General features: G+C 46.5%; 20 protein-coding genes. 11 read left to right on the top strand and 9 right to left on the bottom strand.

What is annotated here, in order from left to right:
* Positions 1-5: 5 nt before the first annotated feature.
* Positions 6-1,412, bottom strand: a complete 1,407-nt coding sequence (locus ACRRS0_RS21065; RefSeq protein WP_432455643.1) for a PocR ligand-binding domain-containing protein — start codon at positions 1,410-1,412, stop codon at positions 6-8.
* A 448-nt stretch (positions 1,413-1,860) separates the two neighbouring features.
* Between ACRRS0_RS21065 and ACRRS0_RS21060 the strand changes: the two genes are divergently transcribed.
* Both ACRRS0_RS21060 and ACRRS0_RS21055 read left to right on the top strand, forming a co-directional pair.
* Positions 1,861-2,397: a YbhB/YbcL family Raf kinase inhibitor-like protein gene (locus ACRRS0_RS21060; RefSeq protein ID WP_432455644.1), complete on the top strand. Its 537-nt coding sequence runs from the start codon at positions 1,861-1,863 to the stop codon at positions 2,395-2,397.
* 3 nt (positions 2,398-2,400) lie between these two features.
* Positions 2,401-3,192 carry a helix-turn-helix transcriptional regulator gene (locus ACRRS0_RS21055; RefSeq protein ID WP_432455645.1) on the top strand — a complete coding sequence of 264 codons (792 nt, stop codon included), beginning with the start codon at positions 2,401-2,403 and terminating at the stop codon, positions 3,190-3,192.
* 401 nt (positions 3,193-3,593) lie between these two features.
* On the opposite strand, the gene ACRRS0_RS21050 is transcribed toward ACRRS0_RS21055, so the two are convergent.
* Entirely contained in the window at positions 3,594-4,019 is a 426-nt protein-coding gene (locus ACRRS0_RS21050; protein WP_432455646.1) for a DoxX family protein, read from the bottom strand.
* 573 nt (positions 4,020-4,592) lie between these two features.
* Here ACRRS0_RS21050 and ACRRS0_RS21045 point away from each other — a divergent pair.
* The 7 genes from ACRRS0_RS21045 (at position 4,593) to ACRRS0_RS21015 (ending at position 11,088) form a co-directional block, all read left to right on the top strand.
* Positions 4,593-5,546 (top strand): hypothetical protein, encoded by a 954-nt coding sequence (locus tag ACRRS0_RS21045; protein ID WP_432455647.1) that lies wholly within the window; start codon positions 4,593-4,595, stop codon positions 5,544-5,546.
* Between the two features lie 398 nt (positions 5,547-5,944).
* Positions 5,945-7,069, top strand: a complete 1,125-nt coding sequence (locus ACRRS0_RS21040) for an efflux RND transporter periplasmic adaptor subunit (RefSeq protein ID WP_432455648.1) — start codon at positions 5,945-5,947, stop codon at positions 7,067-7,069.
* Positions 7,062-7,757 carry an ABC transporter ATP-binding protein gene (locus ACRRS0_RS21035; RefSeq protein WP_432455649.1) on the top strand — a complete coding sequence of 232 codons (696 nt, stop codon included), beginning with the start codon at positions 7,062-7,064 and terminating at the stop codon, positions 7,755-7,757. The genes ACRRS0_RS21040 and ACRRS0_RS21035 overlap by 8 nt, the downstream gene beginning before the upstream one ends.
* Entirely contained in the window at positions 7,744-8,955 is a 1,212-nt protein-coding gene (locus ACRRS0_RS21030) for an ABC transporter permease (protein WP_432455650.1), read from the top strand. The genes ACRRS0_RS21035 and ACRRS0_RS21030 overlap by 14 nt, the downstream gene beginning before the upstream one ends.
* A complete protein-coding gene (locus ACRRS0_RS21025) occupies positions 8,952-10,151 on the top strand; it encodes an ABC transporter permease (protein WP_432455651.1) in 1,200 nt (399 codons plus the stop codon). Before ACRRS0_RS21030 ends, ACRRS0_RS21025 begins: the two co-directional genes overlap by 4 nt.
* Before the next feature lie 210 nt (positions 10,152-10,361).
* Positions 10,362-10,568, top strand: coding sequence for a hypothetical protein (locus tag ACRRS0_RS21020; RefSeq protein WP_432455652.1), 207 nt, complete (start codon positions 10,362-10,364; stop codon positions 10,566-10,568).
* A gap of 85 nt (positions 10,569-10,653) precedes the next feature.
* On the top strand, positions 10,654-11,088 hold the full coding sequence (locus ACRRS0_RS21015) for a GNAT family N-acetyltransferase (protein WP_432455653.1): 435 nt from the start codon (positions 10,654-10,656) through the stop codon (positions 11,086-11,088).
* A gap of 15 nt (positions 11,089-11,103) precedes the next feature.
* Here ACRRS0_RS21015 and ACRRS0_RS21010 read toward each other — a convergent pair whose 3' ends face one another.
* Positions 11,104-11,889: an ABC transporter permease gene (locus ACRRS0_RS21010; RefSeq protein WP_432455654.1), complete on the bottom strand. Its 786-nt coding sequence runs from the start codon at positions 11,887-11,889 to the stop codon at positions 11,104-11,106.
* 130 nt (positions 11,890-12,019) lie between these two features.
* The gene (locus ACRRS0_RS21005) at positions 12,020-13,165 is read right to left on the bottom strand and encodes a GGDEF domain-containing protein (RefSeq protein ID WP_432455655.1); all 1,146 of its coding nucleotides are present in this window, start codon (positions 13,163-13,165) and stop codon (positions 12,020-12,022) included.
* A 297-nt stretch (positions 13,166-13,462) separates the two neighbouring features.
* On the opposite strand from ACRRS0_RS21005, the gene ACRRS0_RS21000 reads away from it, so the two are divergent.
* Positions 13,463-14,095, top strand: coding sequence for a YceH family protein (locus ACRRS0_RS21000; RefSeq protein WP_432455656.1), 633 nt, complete (start codon positions 13,463-13,465; stop codon positions 14,093-14,095).
* Between the two features lie 346 nt (positions 14,096-14,441).
* On the opposite strand, the gene ACRRS0_RS20995 is transcribed toward ACRRS0_RS21000, so the two are convergent.
* Positions 14,442-15,584 carry an HlyD family secretion protein gene (locus tag ACRRS0_RS20995; protein ID WP_432455657.1) on the bottom strand — a complete coding sequence of 381 codons (1,143 nt, stop codon included), beginning with the start codon at positions 15,582-15,584 and terminating at the stop codon, positions 14,442-14,444.
* Positions 15,584-15,970, bottom strand: coding sequence for a DUF3302 domain-containing protein (locus ACRRS0_RS20990; RefSeq protein ID WP_432455658.1), 387 nt, complete (start codon positions 15,968-15,970; stop codon positions 15,584-15,586). Before ACRRS0_RS20990 ends, ACRRS0_RS20995 begins: the two co-directional genes overlap by 1 nt.
* A gap of 179 nt (positions 15,971-16,149) precedes the next feature.
* Here ACRRS0_RS20990 and ACRRS0_RS20985 point away from each other — a divergent pair, with 179 nt between their 5' ends.
* Complete coding sequence (locus tag ACRRS0_RS20985) at positions 16,150-17,076, top strand: exo-alpha-sialidase (protein WP_432455659.1); 927 nt, start codon at positions 16,150-16,152, stop codon at positions 17,074-17,076.
* A gap of 169 nt (positions 17,077-17,245) precedes the next feature.
* Here the strand turns inward: ACRRS0_RS20985 and ACRRS0_RS20980 are convergent, their stop codons facing one another.
* The 3 genes from ACRRS0_RS20980 to pyrB form a co-directional block, all read right to left on the bottom strand.
* A complete protein-coding gene (locus tag ACRRS0_RS20980; protein WP_432455660.1) occupies positions 17,246-18,247 on the bottom strand; it encodes a DUF2860 family protein in 1,002 nt (333 codons plus the stop codon).
* A gap of 247 nt (positions 18,248-18,494) precedes the next feature.
* Entirely contained in the window at positions 18,495-18,953 is a 459-nt protein-coding gene (gene pyrI / locus ACRRS0_RS20975; protein ID WP_432455661.1) for an aspartate carbamoyltransferase regulatory subunit, read from the bottom strand.
* Complete coding sequence (pyrB, locus tag ACRRS0_RS20970) at positions 18,953-19,885, bottom strand: aspartate carbamoyltransferase (RefSeq protein WP_432455662.1); 933 nt, start codon at positions 19,883-19,885, stop codon at positions 18,953-18,955. The genes pyrI and pyrB overlap by 1 nt, the downstream gene beginning before the upstream one ends.
* Positions 19,886-19,970 lie beyond the last annotated feature (85 nt).

Below are 19,970 nucleotides of genomic sequence, written 5' to 3'. Positions count from 1 at the left end.
TGTCATCATAAGCTCTGTTCCAGACTCGTGGTTAACTTCTGTGCCACGCTGGCTGCATGTTGCATGTCGTTATCTACGGTTTCCATTTCGGTGGAGGTCTGCAAAATATTCTCTGACATTTCTTCTGCCATATTGGCTTGGGTTTTAACTGCACTTTCAATGGCGAGTACCGTATCATCAACTTGTTTGATGACTTGATTAATCAGTGAAATATTGGCTTGAGCATCGCTTGATGCTTGTTGAATGTCGTGTATTTTAGTACCAATATCAATAGAAGCATCCTGAGTTTGGCCTGCGAGGTGCTTCACTTCATTGGCTACGACCGCAAATCCTCGGCCAGCGTCTCCAGCCCGAGCGGCTTCAATCGCGGCATTTAAAGAGAGGAGATCGACCTGGCTGGAGATCTTACTAATTGTCTCTAATACCATGCCGATTTCTTGTGCCGCGGATTCTAGATTATCCATTTGTTTGGTCGAGTGTTTCACCTTTTCCACTGCTTGCAAAACAATGGTTCGGCTTTTACTGGCATTGTCGGAAATTTCTTTTACGGTGTTCGACATCGCAGAGGATTTTGTGGCGACTTGTTGCAAACTTCCCTTTATTTGGTTTGAAGAATTAGATACCAGCGTAATGCTGCTGGTCATTTCACTTAGGCCTGATAAGGAGGCATCGAGCAATTTTCTTGTTTTTAATCCCGTTTGAGAAAAAGCCTTGGCAATGAGTTCAAGTAGCTGGGCTGCAGAGATCAGTTTATCGGGTGAAATAATAGACACTTTACTTAAGGCTTCAAGATATTTATCTTCGTCAATATTCAGTTTTCTAGCATGCGCTCGAAATTTATCGAGATCGGGGGCTTCGGTGAGAACTTGCCCTCCGACGATACTGCCCACTTGTTTATCTTCAATGATAATTGGCACCGCAAAATCGACCAGCCCACTATGGCAACGGTATATCGCAGGTTTCGACAGGTTTGCCGCTAAGGTTCCACCCCCCGCATCACACTGGCAACATAATTTTAAACCTTCAGGATTACCGCGGTTTAATTCCATGCAAAATGACATAAAGTTACTTGGCTTTGTGATTGGAGCACCTTGATCATCAACGGTGATACTGGCGACACCAAAGGCATTGGAAAAGGCATCTTGAACTTGCTGCAATAATTCAACATCAATTAGGTCTTTCACTGAATACTTTGCGTTATTTTGAGTCGATGCGGTTTTCGGTTGAATATTCACGTGTTTTAATTGTTCATCGATGGTTTTTATTTCGATCGATAAAGAGGCATGTGGAGGGATTTTATTGGCATGCATCGATTCTTTAGCGGAGGCAATTTTATTCTTGTAAAAGTAGCGGACAACAGAGCTTGCAACAATAAAAAAAAGACCAAAAAATATCATTTGTGCATTCGACATTAGCTTACCCTAACTCTTCTTTAAAGTATTATCCGGACTCATATCATGCGCAGCAGAGCACGGATCGGTGATAGTAAATTTAGATACTGATGTCGTAGATTGTTGATCATGTTAATGAAAATCAAGTGCTTGCCGCACAATAAAAAACATAGGATTATTTTTTACAATTATTTTTGTCAAAAAAGACTAATTTTTACAATTAAGGCGAAAGCTATTTGATATTGGCGCAAGATAAAGGTGTTTTTATTGAACTAAAAGCGGTGTGAAATGGTTTCTAAAGCTTTAAAAGCTTGGTATTTCTAGCACGCTATCAAGCGAAATAGTCCTATTAACTAAAAGTATCAACTTCGTCTGATTTTTGGTTAAATTTGAAACTTATTGGCCATTAATATCCCTTCGGCTGGGCTATGCTTATTCAGGTTGTTAATCATTCATACAGGAGTAAGCGATGAAATATATCAGTTTAGCTTTATTGGGATGGGCGAGTTTGCTTTCGATGAGTAGTCAAGCCTTACAGCTGAGTAGCCCAGATATTGCGGAAGGGCAAAAAATGGATGCCAAATTTGAGTATCAGGGTTTTGGTTGTAATGGGGGAAATCAGTCGCCTCAGCTGAATTGGCGAGACGTTCCCGAAGGCACCAAAAGTTTTGCTCTGACCGTTTATGATCCTGACGCGCCAACGGGCAGTGGTTGGTGGCATTGGATCGCTATCGATATTCCAGCTAGCACTCGACAACTCGCTGCGGGGGTTGATATTAAAAAATTGGGTGGTCTTGAATTGAACAATGACTATGGCAGTGCCAGTTTTGGAGGTGCCTGTCCGCCCAAGGGGCACGGTATGCACCGCTATGTGTTTACCCTATGGGCCTTGCCGACCGAATCGCTTAAACTTGATGTGAATGCTAGTCAGGCTGTTGCTGGCTACAATCTTAATGCTTCGGCCTTAGCAAAGGCCAAGTTAACTGCGACTTATGTGCGTGAATAACAGATGGTGAAAGCGAGTAAGGCCTTGGAGGTGGTGTATTATCAGGGCGTTTATCAGCAGCGTTTACGTAATGTCTCCTTATTAGTACCCAGTATTATCTGGGTACGTAAGGGCACTAAGCAGCTGAGTTATCGCCAAGGCGCGTTGGATTTGGATGCTAGTCATCTGTTCATTGTGGCGGCCCATGAGCGCTTTACCTTTGTCAATCTGCCCCTTGAGCAGTGCTTTCACTCGACGCAGTTTTGTTTTCATATTGCCCCCGAAGCGTCGATGTTAAAGCGTAGCTTGGCGGTATCCAAGCGTTTCATCCCTGTGGTCACCCTTAGTCCTGCGATGCAGCAAACATTATTGTCACTGAGTGCGATCGATCTCAGTTTAATCAGTGATGCGGTGCAGAGTCATTGGGTTGCTGGCGTATACCAGCAGTTAGCCGAGGAGGGGGCGCTGCATTTGCTATTTCCCACTGCTGTGCTCAGTTTTAGCCAGCAGCTATGTCGGTTCTTGCAACCAAATCTGGCAGCGCCAAGCCTGATCGACGATGCTTGTCTGCATTTTGCGATCAGTCGGGCGACTTTAATCCGCCGCTTAAAAGCGGAAAATACTCAGTTTGGAGTATTATTGCGCGAGCTACGAATGAATCATGCGCTTGGCTTAATGCAAGCTGGTCTTGCCAATCAATTAGAGCTAGCTATTGCTTGTGGTTATCTCTCGCAGAGTCGTTTTAGCCAGCGCTTTACCGAACATTTTGGTTTAAGCCCAAAGCAATATCGAGACACCTTAGCGCTTATTGAATAACCTGGCACTGCGCGCTTTAGATGATGGTGGGAGTGTGTCAACGTTTAGGGAACATTGGCTTCAAAAGAATCTTATTTGCTGCGACTCTTGATGACTATATGTGGTTGGTATCGTTGCCTAAATCAGAATCAATCTTTTGCGCTTTCAGTTATTGGATGCTTACCGCGAAACCGATAGCTCGCATCGTGGACAAAGCAAAATGCAATATCGTGAGCCGCAAGTCATACCACCAGAGACTTACCTAGCGAGGCCACGCATTTGGTTTGGAAACTACAACGTGGTTCGCTTTTTTCTTAAATTTAGTTGTTGAGTATGCAGCATTGTCGAAATGTTTAGTTTACTCATGCGATAAGCGGGGGTTTTGATTCGCTCGCCTAAGACGAGCGAATTGACAGAGCATATTATCTAGCGTCAGGACGCAGCGCATATTTGCCGGGGCCGATTAGCAGTAGGGTTATTGCAGCAAATAAATATGTGGCAATACTTTCGACTGACCAAGCGCCTGTACGAGTGAGAGTGAAAAAGTCATCTATATGCATCAGGCCGATGATCACTAGACAGGTTCCTATCGTTATGCCTGCGCAGACGCGTGTATAAATCCCTAAAATAATAAGGATTGGCGCGACAACTTCACCTAAAAATACGGCGTAAGCAAAATAGCCTGGTAAGCCTAAGTTAACGAACAGTCCTTGAATAAATCCGGTGCCTGCAATTATTTTATGGATGCCGTGAAGCAAAAGCATGCCACTGAAACTGACACGCAACACCAATTTTCCTAAGTTTGGAAAATCGAACCAAGACTCAAGTTTATCTAAAAGGTACATCATTTACTCCTAATGTGTCTCTAACAAAAACATATCGTATTGTTATACCACGGTTTTTTATGTTTATTTAATATAAAAATACTAATGCCAATGATATTTGTTTGAATCTTGATCTAGATCTTTCTCAAATTAGATAGCGATCAAGGGGCCGTGAGCGTTAGTTTCGCACTGCTGAAGGGCTATGGTCTGATTTAAAATGGAGCTGGCGACTGTTTGGGGAGGGAGCAACAGTACCGCATATCACGCCTTGGTGATTGCGAAGGTCTGATCATCCCACATGTGGCTAGCTGTTCTTTGGGAGCTTGTATGTTTTGTTTATCGCAGAAATGCTGTCATGGGAAGTCGGCTGCTCTTTAGCGTCGTCAGCGCAATAAACGGCCTCGGTGGTTGTTTGTGAACCTGAGTCCTATAAAAAGTGTGCTAGCTTTAAATATGTGATCGTCGGTTCTGTTATGGCTATAGAACCAACAGGGTGGTTCTGGTTTTACCAACCCTTAAGATATGCAGTCGGTCGACGCTTTTACCTAGGGGAATGATGTCTATATAAAGCATGAATATAGCGAGGAATAGATATAAATGGATAAGCCGATTAGACCTTTTGCCCACGCAATTGATGGCAGGATTGTCGCCAATAAAAAGCTTGTTAATGTTGATGACCGTCATTTAACTCCTGGGAATAAGGAAGGCTCGCAACGCGCCTTTACCACGGTATTTGCACCAGCAAAACCGGGTTCAGCCTATAAAGATATTCATGAAGGTCTAGGGGGGAAAATTACTCCTGTTGAAGGGAGCACGAAGCAAACCTGGATCAATTTTGGGGATGCTCAAAGAGCGCAATACTATGTAGCCAGCTACTCTGAACAGCACATTAAATCGGATCTTAAGCAATCATTCAATATTGCACAGCAGGCGGCTGATGTTGGTAGAATTATGCAAGAACGAAAAAAAGCAAAAGGTAAAAGTTCCGGCTTTAGTTCGATGAAAACAGCACTGGAAGCTCATAAAGCACGTAAAAATCGTAATCAATTTCAATTACAGGCCCCTTCGTTATTTATCAACAGCCAAACTGCTACACGGGAAAAAATCGCTAGTCAAAGAATGAATGCATGGGGGGATGCTGGCCCGGTCATTCGTGGTTTTGACGTAGAGAATAAAACTACTCGTGAAATTTTAATGTCATCGGTGGTGGAGGAAGATAAAAAAGCGACACGTTCCGAAGTGATTAATGTCGACCAAAATAAAGCCGCTAATCAGGTTGGGGTTTCAGGCAAAGGCAAGCAGCATCTATTTAAGGGAATACTGCCGAGCTCACTCGGCAGCGTCGTGTTTAACCCACAGAATATGTCTGATCAGTTTAGTAATACTTCGGGACAGGTCTCAAGCTTAAATCACTTTGAGAAAAAGTATGGCCTTTTTTCCACTGTGGGGGTCGTTGCCAGATTAAACCAACCCAGCCCAAATCGGCCGACAGTGGCTGCTGAATCGATAGTGGATAGGCGATCTAAGCGGCCAAGAAGAGAAAGAAAGTAGTTATATAAAGGTGGCACGTATCGTCGGCTAGCCGGCTCTTCTCTGGCTTCCGGTACCACAATATCTGGCACGCGATTCCTCGCAGAGCGTTTTACTTATAATCGTGAAGTCGAATCATCCATATCCAAGCGAAAATAGAATTTGGAACTTTAAATCCGTATTTGATCATGCTGGTTGCAGCCGGGTCGTTTTGAATTTATCTAATTTGGTGATAGCACATGCCAGTGCTGTGCAAACCGATAAGTTTTGAGGCCTTTTGGGTTTCTCTATTGTTGCCTGTCTTTATTTACCAAATATCACACCCTCTCGTGTCACTTATGTTCACAGGACACTCGAACTTCTGGCGTTTATTGACCACACTTATTACATGGTTTTATGCAGAGGGTTTCGCACCGCTGATGAAGAAAATTATCACGCTCTTGCTGATTGTCGCACTGCTCATCTTCACTGCTTGGTGGTTGCGCAGTAAACCACTGTCAGTGGTTTTGGTTCGGGTGGAAGTTGGCGATGTGATCGAAACGGTGGTTAATACGCGCGCCGGTACCATTAACTCTTGCCAGCGAGCGCGTTTAGCTTTGTCGGTGGGTGGCGTGATCGCTGAGTTGCATGTTCGAGAGGGGGATCGGGTCAAGCGAGGCGAGCCTTTGCTGGCACTCTGGGATCAAGATCTGCAGGCGCAGCAAGAGCAAGCTCAGGCTCGTGTTACCTTGGCCCAGCAACACGCCCAGTTAGCTTGCTTGCAGGCTCGCTTCGAGCAACGAGAATCACGGCGTTTACAACCGCTACAAAAGCATGCGCTGACCTCGGAAACGAGTATTGATCGGGCCGATACCTTGGCTGCTACCAGTGCCTTAAACTGTGAGGCGAGTGAAACGGAGCTGCTGATAGCGCGCGCTCAGCTTAAGCTGGCCGAGGCTCAGTTGCAACAAACCCATTTATTTGCACCCTTCAGTGGCATTGTGGCGGAAGTGAATGGCGAGCTAGGCGAGTATCTTACGCCTTCTCCGCCGGGGGTCGCGACCTTGCCTGCTATCGATCTGATTGATGTTAGTTGCCTGTATGTCTCAGCTCCCATTGACGAGGTCGACGCAGCCAAATTACGGGTCGGACAAGCGGTGAATGTGCTGCTCGATGCCTTACCAAAGCAAGTTTTTCCTGCTCGCCTAAGTCGTATTGCTCCCTATGTTCTCGATTTGGAGAAACAGGCTCGCACCGTGGAGGTGGAAGTGGAGCTAGGGGCATTGCCGAGCGATATTCAGTTACTGATTGGTTATAGCGCTGACTTGGAGATCGAGATCCAGCGCCGCGAACAGGTACTGCGCATTCCGACGGAAGCCATCACTGCTGAAGGCGTGGTCTATCTGTTTGAAAATAATAGCCTGAAGCCGCTTAAACCTGAGCTTGGACTGAGCAACTGGAGTTGGCAGGAGATCTTTTCGGGGTTGCACGAGGGTCAGCAGATTGTTCGTCAAGCGGCTCGGGTTGAATATCAGCCGGGAATGCAGGTCAGCGGCGATGATTAAATTGACTCAGGTAGATCGCAGATTCAAATTGGGAGAGCAGTTGATCAATGGTCTTAAGCAAATCAACTTGACCATTCAAGCGCAGGAGTATGTGGCAGTGATGGGACCATCGGGTTCCGGAAAATCCACTTTGCTGAATGTGCTTGGTTTATTGGATCGTCCTGATAGTGGGCAATATCAACTGCAAGGGCAAGACACCGCCGCGATGAACGAGCGTCAACTGGCTTATCTTAGAAGTACCGCGATCGGGTTCATTTTCCAATCCTTTCATTTAGTTCCTCGTCTCACGGCGATGGAAAACATCGAACTACCCTTGATATTGGCGGGGATTACTCCCCATATTCGCCAACAAAAGGTGAGCCAGCTGCTCAGTCAGTTAGATTTAACTGCCCGTGCTGAGCATCGACCCGAGCAACTCTCTGGTGGTCAGCGGCAACGCGTGGCAATTGCGCGCGCCATGGTGATGAACCCGGCCCTATTATTGGCTGACGAACCGACTGGTAACCTCGACAGTCACGCCGGTGGTGAGGTGATTGAGCTGCTGGAACGCTTAAATCGAGAGACCGGGATCACCTTGGTCGTTGTGACTCACGATCTTAGCCTTGGTGAGCGAGCGAGGCGAATGCTGCAAATGGCCGATGGTGCGATTATTCAAGACTCGGGTGTGACTCCGCATGCGCTTGCTTGACGCCATCGGCTATGCGCTCGCTGCTTTGTTGCGGCAGCGGCTACGGGCGGTAATGTTATTGGCAGCGATAGCCATCAGTGTTGGCTCTGTGGTGATGATGACCGCCCTGGGGCAAGGGGCGCGTAATTTCGTAGAGCAGGAATTCTCATTTTTAGGCAAAGATGTGCTGATCATCTTACCTGGGCGTAAGGAGACAACGGGTGGTATGCCGCCTGTGACGGGCACTAGTCTGCGAGATCTGACGCTGGCTGATATGGCGCATATCCAGCGTCGCATCCCTCATCTGCGAGTTGCGCCTCTGGTGCTGGGCGCTAGTGAAGTAAAATTTGCTAGTCGCAATCGTCAATCGATGATTCTGGGGAGCACTGCCGAGATCTTCGCCACTCACCGTTTGCGCTTGTTGCGTGGTAAAACGCTGCCCGATATTCCGCTTGAAAGTGCTCGTCCGGTGTGTGTACTCGGCGCGACTCTGGCGCAAGAATTGTTTGCTCAAGCGAATCCTTTGGGACAATGGATCCGCTTGGATAATCGCCGCTTTCGAGTCATTGGCACCTTTACTAGCGAGAGTAGCAATATGGGGCTTAAATTTGACGAGACGGTACTGATCCCAGTGGCTTCTGCTCAATCCTTATTTAATGCTCCCGGTCTGTATCGTCTGTTTGTTCAAACGCTCACACCGCAGGACTTAGCCGCGCAGGGATCTTTACTACTGCAAGTGATCGCCGAACGGCATCAAGGGGTGGCCGATGTGACTCTGCTGCGTCCCGATTCGTTACTCGCCACTTTCAACGAAATTTTGTTTACGCTCACGCTAGCCGTGACTGGGATTGGCGCTATTAGCTTAATTGTTGCCGGTATCATGATGATGAATATTATGCTGATTAGTACCCATCAGCGTTGTGCCGAAATTGGTCTGCTAAAAGCTTTAGGAGCCAGTAATGGCACGGTGCGTAGCCTGTTCCTCTGCGAAGCAATGCTTCTCTCATTGGGTGGGGGCATCGTCGGTCTGCTAGTGGGATATTCGGCGGTGGTCTTGTTGTCTTGGTATTACCCGGACTTTCCGGTACAGGTTCCGCTGTGGGCTTCCGCCAGCGCCTTGCTCAGCGCCGTGGTGATCGGCCTACTGTTTGCGTTGTTGCCGGCAAATCAAGCCGCCCGCCAGAAGCCAGTGGAAAGTTTGAAGGGGAGTCATCAATGAGAGTGGGGGATTGGTTTTTTTGGTTATTGCGCAGCCTCTTGTCAGGGCGTCTACGTAATCTGCTTAGTGCGCTTGGTATTGCTATTGGGATAGCTGCCGTTACCACTTTAACCGGGATTGGCGAAGGCTTGCGTCTCTACCTTTTAGACAGCTTCTCTCAGTTTGGTTCGCACCTGATCGCCGTTACGCCCGGAAAAGTGACCACTCAGGGGCTGTCTGGTGGGGTGATCAGTACCGTGCGTCCCTTAACCTTGGCCGATGCGCAAAGTTTGCGACGGCTGGCAGGCGTGGTAGCCGTGGTGCCTGTCACCTCGGGTACTGGGGAGCTAAAAGCGGGCAAGCTGAGCCGTAACAGCGACATCCTGGGGGTGGGTTATCAAGCCGCCGAAGCTTGGCATTTTAGTATCGAACAGGGGCGTTTCTTGCCGCCGGATGAGAGTCAGCGCCCGCGAAACTTGGCCGTATTGGGCAGTAAGCTAGCTGTGGAGTTGTTTCCTAACGCTGCGCCGTTGGGGCAGTTTCTGCGGGTGGGTGAGCGCCGTTTTCGCATTGTTGGTGTGATGCAGCCAAAGGGGCAATTTCTTGGCTTTGATTTGGATGATGTGGTGTATATTCCGGCCGCGCATGCGCTGGCTATCTTCAATCGCGAGAGCTTAATGGAGGTGGATGTGGTTTACCGCCCCGATATCCCTGCCACAGTCATGCAACAGCGGATTTTTGAGCGGTTGTTTCGGCGCCATGGTCGCGAAGATTTTACTCTGTATACTCAGCAAGACATGCTGGCGAGCCTGGATAAGATCCTCAGCATCATTAAGGCTGCCATCGGAGGTCTGGGGGCAATTTCTTTATTCATTGGTGCAGTGGGGATCTTCACCATCATGAGTATTGCTCAACAAGAACGGATCCCAGAGGTGGGTTTACTGCGTGCGCTTGGGGCTCGGCGTGCTACGATCTTACTGTTGTTCTTGGCCGAGGCGATCGCTTTGGCATTAAGCGGAGGGCTGGTTGGCCTGGCGCTGTTGCTTACCGTGCAACTAAGTGTTCATGCCTTGGCTCCAGAGCTTCCTTTGGTGGTTCATCCTCTTTATTTGCTGCTCGCATTGTTGCTATGTGTATGGGTTGGTCTGATAGCTGGAGTACTGCCCGCTTGGCGGGCCATGCAGCAAGATCCGGTGGAAGCGCTGCGTAACGAATAAGTATTGGTTGCTGCTTTGGCGCATTCAATAAAAAATTGGACGCACCGCTAGCGCTGGTGAGTTTGTGCTTTGCATATGATTGATTAATCGGTCACCCGTTCAGTTGATTTGTATGGCATTCGTGATTGCTGTGCATTGCTAAAAGCAGTATTTTAGCTTTCAGCTATTCGTTTTGGTTGCTCGCTTTATGATTAGCCATTAGGAGATTTGATGGATAGTAGCGCGATGATGATATGGGGGGTGCTGTTTGGCGCTATCGGTATCGGCTATTTTAGTTATGGCAGAAAGCAGCAGGCAATCGTGCCGCTATGTGTTGGTATTGCCTTGTGTATTGTGCCTTATTTTGTGTCCAGCCTGAGTATGTTATTGCTGGTTGGCTTATTACTGGCAGTGCTCCCTTATTTTATCCGCTGGTAGTGTTGGCCGCTTTTTTATCTTATCACTTTGGCTGCAGTGGCGACTTTGGCTTAAATTGATGCTCATTTAGTTGACGGAGGCTTGAATGGCAGTATTACGAGAAATGCGAGCCGCGGATTATCAAGCAGTGATGGCGCTTTGGAGGCAGGCCGAAGGGATGACCTTGCGTGATGCTGATTCGGAGCCAAGTATTGCGGCTTATTTACAGCGGAATCCGGGGTTAAGTTTTGTGGCTGTGGCGCAGCAGCAGTTGGTTGGGGCGGTATTGGCAGGCACCGACGGCAGAAGAGGTTATTTACAACACTTAGTCGTGGCGAAAGCGTATCGCTCGCAGGGCTTGGGGCGTCAGTTAGTGGCGCAAGTGGTTGCGGCCTTCAAGTGCCAGGGCATTGCGAAAACCCACCTGTTTGTGCATCTGGATAACTTACATGCTCAGCAGTTTTATCAAAGCCTGAATTGGTTCCCCCGTGACGAGGTGCGGATGTTTTCCTTTAATGCCTCGAGCAATCCAGAGGTGTGAAGTCTGGCTCGCTGATTAAGCGTGGGGACTGGGGATGTTGACTCGGCCACAGGGGCTGATGGTGGTTCGAATGCTCAGACTTAAGGTGGTCGAGACGGAAATACTGAGCATGACTAAGATCGCAATTAAAATCACCAGCTGATATTTCACCGCGACCAATGGGTCACTGCCAGCCAAAATTTGTCCAGTCATCATACCTGGTAGGGTCACGATACCAACTGTGCTCATGGAGGCTAGCAAGGGGGCGAAGGATTGCTGCATTGCCGATTGCACAAAGCTTTGAGTGGCTTGGCTGCGATTGGCTCCTAGCGCAAGGTAGCCATAATATTCTTGTTTGGCTTCGCTGAGGCGGTTAAATAGGCGCTGTAGAGCGATAATATTACCGCTGAGGCTATTGCCTAATAACATACCGGCGAGGGGGATCAGGTATTGGGCGCTGTAGCTGGGATCCGGCTTGAGCAGGCCAAACAGCAAAATGAATAACACTGGGCTTAAACCGAGTAGCAGGCCGCAAGTGACCGCTAAAAATAAACCTCGTTTAGGCAGCTTGGCTTTATCAATGATGGCGCTGGCTCCAACCATGAGCATCAGCGCTAACCAGAGTAGGTTGATCCAAAGTTTATCTAAATCAAATAGAAACTGCAGATAAACGCCGAGTAAAGCGAGCTGTGCCACCATTCTGAAGATGCTCAAGAGCATATCTTTGCCCAAAGCTAAGTGAAAATGCCAGTTAATGAGCAATGGGACCAGCAATATCAGTGAAAAAAAAGCGAGTGCAGGCCAGCTTATATCAATGGTCATGGGTGCTCCCAAATAGACTTCAAGAGAAAATTGAAGTTCAACACGGCTTGGTGTTCGCTGCAACCTTTAATCCATATTGTAGCGTTGCCGAGTTACCTCGAAATAGTGACGGCTCAGGTTGCTGAATGGTTTACTGGGCTTGCTGTTTTAGCGCCTTGTTTGCAGGTTCATCTTGCTTGGGTTGGAACATGCGCACACAATTTTTACCGTCTGCTTTGGCTTGATAAACTGCTTTGTCGGCAGCCTTGATCATCGCTTCGTGATGGGTCATTTCTGAGCTGCGACTGGCGATGCCTACACTCACACTTATTTTATATTGTTGGTTGATGGACAAATTGGCGACTCGCTGACGAATCGCAGACCCGAGCCTTAAGGCGCCGTCTTGATCGGTGTCTGGACAAATGAGTAAGAACTCATCGCCCCCTAGGCGAGCCACCACATCATCACTTCTGACCGATTCGCGTAAATTGCGCGCGAGTAACATCAATACTGTATCGCCAGCATCATGGCCTTTTTGGTCATTAATCTGTTTGAAATGGTCGGCGTCTATCATCATGCAGACTAAGGGACTTTGTTGTGTTAAGGATTGTTGCCATAATTCTTTGAGTTGAATCATTGCATGGCGTCGATTGGGCAGACCCGTGAGAACATCGGTATGGGCCAAAGATTGCAAATGTTGATTGGTTTTTTGCAAGGCGAGGGTGCGTTCTTGTACTTTTTTTTCTAAGTTTTGATTGAGTTCGAGTAACTCATGATTGCGTACGCTAACTTGATGAAATAAACCACGTAATGCGGTAATTAAGGGTTCGGTTGCCAAATCTTTAGGCTGCGCGGCTTTGCTGTAGGCGGTTGCAGGCGGTTCACCGCTTTCGATATATTGCACTTGTTTCGCGAGCTCTTGGTCAATGCCGAGAATATGATAAGCCAGCCATTGAATCAGGTAGTCTAATAGCTGCTTAACTTGGGCATGCTGGTTGCTGTTGTCTAGATGTTCAAATTTATTTATTTCGTCAAGAAATTCGCGGTGAGCTGTAATGTGGATTTTTTTATGTCGAGGGTCGACTCGGCATAATGTCATTAATTGTTCTTCTTCTTGGAAGTGCTCTACCACATAGTGATTCAGCTCTACGGTAAATGGTCTTAGTTCTTCGGTTGATATCTGTTTTTGAGTGAGAAAATTGCCAATTTTATTAATCAGATCGATTAATTGGTGATGTTGCTTGTCTATTTCCTCCAAGCCAGTTTCAAAATCAGAGGTCCAACGAAACGGTTCCATTTGTTGCTTTCCAGCCTATCTGTAATTGACTGCTCGATGATATAGCAGTGTAGCCATGATTATTCGATATGAAGCGGAGAGCTACCATACCGATGAATCTAGGCGATAACGCTAATCTACATCAATAAAACGTGAAAAATGAGCACTTTTAAAGCACTTTTTCTATTTCAGTTTTTTCAGTTTAGTTGAAGTTATCCACGAAACGCATCATGTTAAGCTGCTTGGCAATTCAGTTTGGCGTATTCTGGGGTCGGTAGTGCATTAAGCTACTGCTGTAACATGTTATTGAGGTGAGCTGTGGAACAAAATTTATCTTTAGAACAAACTCGTGTGATTGGCGCTTTACTAGAAAAAGAAACAACGACGCCAGACCAATATCCGCTGTCGCTAAATGCTTTAACCTTAGCTTGTAATCAAAAGAGTAATCGAGAGCCAGTGATGAGTTTGTCTGAAGCTGAGGTGCAAGATGCAGTGGTTCAATTACAACAATTGCGTTTAGTGACCGAGGCTCCGATGGCTGGACGGGTGGTTCGTTACCAACATCGCTTTTGCAATTCTCAGTTTGGTGGTTTACAACTCAGCGAGCAACAACGAGCGATTATTTGTTTATTGTTTTTGCGCGGGCCGCAAACCCCTGGAGAATTACGTACTCGCAGCCAGCGTTTAGCAAACTTTAGTAGTGTTCAAGAAGTGGAGCAAAATTTACAGGCGTTGAGTGAACATGAGAGTGGCAAATTTATCTCTAAATTAGAGCGCGAGCCAGGGAAACGTGAATCGCGTTATATGCATTTGTTTTCTGGAGAATCTAGCTTGGCGGTGAGCCCAGACTCTACGCGAGAAACTTCATCAGAGGGCGAGCTACAACAACAAATAAATGCGCTTAAACAAGAGTTAGCAGCCCTAAAGCGAAGAGTTGAAGACTTAGAGTAATGCTTCTTTATATTGCCATTGGCTCGTTTTTGGAAATTCAAACAGCTTTAGTTTGGAAAACAACGGAAGGATTGAATGCTCAACGGCGACGGCATGTAATACCAATCTGATTCATTATACGATCAACGTATTGCGCAGCATAAATCTGCCGATAACCAGGCATGAAGTGCAGTAACTCGTGGCTCTAATAACAAGATATATAACGCCGTTAGTGGTGATTAAGGCCAGCAAGAGTGAACCGGTAATGAGTTAGATTGGTAAAGGGCGATAAACTAGAACTTTACCTGCGTCGACATAAGAAAGGCCAAGCATATTGCTGGCCTTTTGGTTCGCGACGCCTTGGCGATTAATGAAAGGGGAAAATGTAGTTAATCCAACCTTGCATTCTGAGTAGCACTTTGCGCATCACTGAGAGATGATGGAAATGCTCGGTATAGATGGCGACTTGGCCGCTAATGCCCATTGGCAGTTGATATTCATCGAATCGAGGTTCGGGATCGATGATCACCAAACTGCGACTATGTTTAAAAAATACCGCTGCACCACTTAAGTTTCCGTTGGCTTGAAATTCACCTTCGGCAATGCTTGGCATCACTTGTCTTACGGTGCCTTTAAATACTACGCCAGGCAGCGCGGTAACAATAAATTCAGCTTGATCACCCGCTTTCAGGCGCTTGATAGAGTTTTCCCAAAAGGCGCCGACAAACATTGATTGTTCCTTGGGTATAAAAGTCATGACAGGGCGCAGCGGCATTGGTACGGCCACCATGCCTTTGCGCAATGCGACCTGGGTAACAAAGCCATCACTCGGTGCGTGGACCACGGTCTGCTCTAGATCGAACAAAGCACTATCGAGCTGCCCCTGAATGCGTGCCACGTTAGTATTCACGCCGTTGATTTGCGAATCATAGGCGAGTTTTGCAATGGTTTCGTTGGCTTGTGCCGCTTGTAGTTTAGCTTCAGCAGCAAGGTAGGCTTGTTGGCGGTTTTCGACTTCTAATTCGGTGAAGGGGCTATTTGCTCCGCCTTTCTTTCGTCCTTCGGCATAACGTTGATAAGACTTTAAGTTGCGATCTCGCTCGGCGATAGCCGCGGTGGTATTTGCTTTGGCGCTGGCCCATTGTGCCATGAGTTGGGGCACTAATTGTTGGGCACTGGCCAATTCGGCCTGACGTTGTTCAACGATGGCTTGAAATGGTGTTGGGTCCAGTTTAAATAAGATTTCACCGGCTTGTATCGGCTGATTAACTTCCACTGGAACCTCAATCACCTTACCGCGAACTAGAGGCATGATAGGGACCGAGGTATATATTTGTCGGGCGTTGGCAGTGTAGGGATGGTTATAGTTCATCAATACTATCAATACCCCAACGATGAAGATGCCACCTAATACTGCGGTTGGCACCGTCCACTTGGTGAGCGGAATACGAAAGATCTTAAAAATAGCGATACACAGGCCCGCATAGGTGAGAATAAGCAATAAATCCATTATTGACTCTCTCCTTGTTCTAGTTGTTGCACATGCTTACTGATGATGGCGACTTGGCGTTTGAGTTTACTGATTTCGGCTTCCATCACCTGTTCTCGTGAGGCGAGTTGCTGTTCTTGATTTTCTAAGTCTTGTTGGCGTTGCTCGATTTGTTGAAAGCCCCAACCTCGGTCTTCGCGATACAGCGTGGCCCAAATCCATAAAAATGGCCACAATACATGCAACGTGAATAGGCTCACCCAACCGGCAACATGGATCGCATCTTGGTGGGGGTGATTGCGATGTTTTGATATTTCATAGGGAATATCATGAATGGCTATAATTCCGTAAAACAGGGTAAGCGCGACAAAAAGCAGTAAACCTAAAGCGAAAAAATCCAAAAACATAGTCCCCCCTCGGGATATTTTTGCGAGCAACTTAAACTATTGATTTAGCTTAAACGATCATAGCCGATAACTGAACTAACTGTGTAGACTATGGTTAATTTGCAAGTAAAAGCTGCATTCACACTAAAAATCATAGGCTCATTTTTACTCAATATTGAATTAATCGCGGTGAGGTCAACATGAGATTATCTTCGGTGGAACAAGTCTGGGATAAGGCTGAGCATAATGCGTTTACTGATATGTGTGAATTTGCCGCTTCGCTGTGGCTGTGTTTTCGCGAAGCCAGTGCACATGTGAGTGAACAAGGAGACATTCGGATCTTACGTCGTGGTTTTGAGCAAACCGATTTTGAACCGGCGGCTTTCCTGCATGTGGATGGTTTGGATTTACGAGACCCTAAATTGGTTGTGAGCCCGGATGGACGTATGTTATTGACTTGCGCAGGTGTAACGCGTCACGAGCTATCATCGCAGTTACAAAGCTATATTGCTTGGTCTGATGACGGGTTAATTTGGTCGGAGTTGAGCCCACAAGGGGAAGCCGGGATGTGGTTGTGGCGTAGCCGTTATTTAGCCGATAGCGCCTATGCAGTGGCTTATAGTTATCGCTTGGATAAGGTAGATCTATATCGGATGGACGCGAAAGGGAACTATCAGCTTCATTTAGATCCCTTGTTTAGCCTTAAACAAAATGGCCTCGCTTACCCCAATGAGCATGACTTGAGTTTGCTTGATGATGGCTCGGCGCTATGTTTATTAAGGCGCGATAAAGATAGCGCAAGCGCTCAACTGGGTTATGCGAAGCCGCCTTATTTGGAATGGACATGGCAGGACTTAGCATTACAAATTGGTGGTCCGGTAATGCTTAAGCTGGACGATGGGCGGTTGCTCTGTGCACTACGTTTATACCAACCGGTGCGTACCAGTTTGTGTTGGCTTGATGCAGATCAGGGGCGCTTAAAAGAAGTGCAAGTTTTACCTTCCGGTGGCGATACCAGTTATCCAGGTTTAGTACAGCGAGGTAATACCTTGTATTGCAGTTATTACTCCAGTCATGAGGATAAGACCGCAATTTACTTAGCGGAACTGGATTTAAGCGAAGACTAACATCCAAGACCCTTGGTAAATGTTTGCAGCAGTGACTTGAGCTGTATTTGCTGGTACGCCAGGCGGCGTACCAATCGGCATGATAAAAAGTTCTTATTGCGAATCTAAGTAATGAGCAAACCTTATCGCAAAGGGCAGCTAACGCTGCCCTTGATTCAATGCTGTACCACTAAAAAGTATAACCAAAACCAAAGGTGGTGATGAAGCCTTTACTGTCGTAGAAGTTAATGTTTGAGTCGCTATTTTGATAGCCAGCGGTGACATTAAACATTGCATTCTTCCAAGCAAATGGACGTTGGTAGAGGTAAATTGCAAATAAGGAGAGTCGGTCATCCTCTTGAGTTTGCATATTAAATACCGGGTTGCCATCAGAATACTTAGTTTGACCTAACTCTAGGTTGACCGTTAATAAATGACGCTCAATTTTATAAACACTGTTTAGACGCAGGGTATAGCTATTAAAATCGTTGGCGCTACCATCCGCTTTGCTCGTCGTGTAGACCAGGGCTGGAGACAGAAACCATTGTTTGGAAAGTGGCACAAACATTTCGCCAATGACTCGGTGTAAATTGGCATTGCGATTTAGCGCTTGGGCTTGGCTGGAACCTTGGCCAAATATGGCGACCCCACTTTGTTCGTTGTCAATGCTACGTTTGGCATAAACATATTCAAGGGTAAATGGACTATCGGCAATGGATTGATAACGCAGTCGTCCCCCTTGGACATTTTCATCAGTTTCTTGTCGAGCCACATTAGTGATATAAGGATCACTCCAGGTATCATTCATCAATGGCAACTCTGGGAAGTAAGCAACGGTTAACTGACTTTTATTGCTGATCGCGCGGCGATAACCCAACTCGTATTGAAACTGGGCTCGGCCTAAGTTCTCTTTACTGTTACCCACAAAAAACTGATTTTTTAGGTCGGTAGTGGTGTAAGAGGCTCGTAACAAAGGATAGGCAATCAGCGTATTGGTGCTCTGGCCACTATTATTTAGATCATGAGTGACTTGGTTGTCATCATCAGTGGAAAATTGACTTTGCCCGCCAACATAACCCAAGTTGAGATTAAGGGTGGCCGACCATCCAGCTTGTTCTGCGAGTGGACGAGCGCCAGCGGCGAAACTCAGTAACAGACTACAGCATAAAATACTGCTAACTCGATTCAACATCGCTTACGTCCTTGTGCTAAATAATTTTAAGAAATTCATTTTGTTATGTTCATGACGCCAACTTTTGATAAGTGAGCGATTGACAGTGATTAAACAAAGCACAGCATAACTTAGGTATTGGGTAAATTAACAGCAGTATGTTGAGGATTTCTTAATATTTAGTCGAATAAGCTGTTGTTTGTAAAGTGTTCTGATTCCGAGCCACAACACCGAGTTTAGCGCATGTTGTGGCTGGGTTGGTTTGAATCTAGTCGAGTTCAGGGAATAGGCTTAGATCGAAGGATTTTTCGCAGTAATGACATTTTAGCTTGATGTCTGTTTGTTTATGACGAACATAAAAGTGACTATCGATAGGCTCGTTGTGGCTGATACAATTGCTGTTCGGGCAGGCAAATACAGCTTTGATTTGTTCCGGAGTGGAGACATGGAACTTACGCACGACTTCAAAGTCTTCAATCAAGTTGATGGTGGCATGAGGGGCAAATAAGGCTAGTTGATTGGCTTGGTTTTCATCAAAAACGGTGTTTTCAACTTTAATTAGGTCTTTCTTTTGTTGTTCTCCGCTGGGTAAGTTTAAGCCCACCGTGATCCGTTCTTGGGCCGCCGATAACTGAAAAAATTTAAGGATTTTAATTCCTTGCCCCGCAGGTACATGGTCAATCACTGTGCCGTGAGCAATCGCTTCAACTTGCAGTTTTTTCTTCATTATTGAACTCCAAATTCATTGGTCATGATTAGCGCGAGTAAAGCTTGGCGAGCATAAACACCATTTTCAGCCTGCTGGAAGTAGTAGGCGTAGGGCGTACTATCTACATCGGTGGTGATTTCGTCGACTCGGGGCAGCGGGTGTAAGATCTTGAGGTTGTCTTGCACTTGTTCAAGCATGTTGGCCCGAAGAATAAAGCTGGATTTGATATGCTGGTATTCTGTCTCATCGAAGCGCTCTTTTTGCACGCGAGTCATATACAAAATATCCAGTTCTCCAACGACCTCTTCGATGCTGTCATATAAATGATATTTTATTTTGCGCTCATTTAGCTCTTCGGTAATGTAATCAGGCATGGCCAATGCTTTCGGTGCGATAAAGTAAAATTCGCAACCAAATAAGGACAGGGCTTGGGTAAGCGAATGTACCGTGCGTCCGTATTTAAGGTCACCAACAAACGCAATTTTAAGGCCTTCTAAACTCCCTTGCGTTTCATAAATGGTAAATAAGTCGAGTAAGGTCTGGGTGGGGTGTTGGTTAGAACCATCGCCGCCATTCACCACTGGCACACTGGAGAATTCACTGGCTAAGCGAGCGGCTCCCTCTTGGGGGTGGCGCATAAAAAACGCATCGCTATAAGAAGAGATCACTTTCACCGAATCCGCTAAGGTTTCGCCTTTTTTGCCCAGCGAAGTATTACCACCATCGGCAAAGCCAATCACACTCCCGCCTAAACGTTGCACTGCGGTTTCAAAAGACAAACGAGTACGGGTTGAGGCTTCAAAAAAACAGCTAGCAACAACTTTATTTTTGAGTAACTCAGGACGGGGTTGTTGTTTTATGTTTTGTGCGGTGTCGACAATTAACTCGAGTTCCTGACGGGATAAATCAGGGATGGAGATAATGTGCTTTTGATAAAGCGGGTTGTTCATGCTCGCAGATCCTAATCCGATGTGAAATCGGAACGGAATTATAACAGCGAGCAGAGCAAGTGAATATGATCTTAGTGACTAATTC

This window comes from Agarivorans sp. QJM3NY_29 (assembly GCF_050870835.2).
GTDB lineage: Bacteria > Pseudomonadota > Gammaproteobacteria > Enterobacterales > Celerinatantimonadaceae > Agarivorans.
This window is presented reverse-complemented; position numbering and strand designations above follow the sequence as displayed.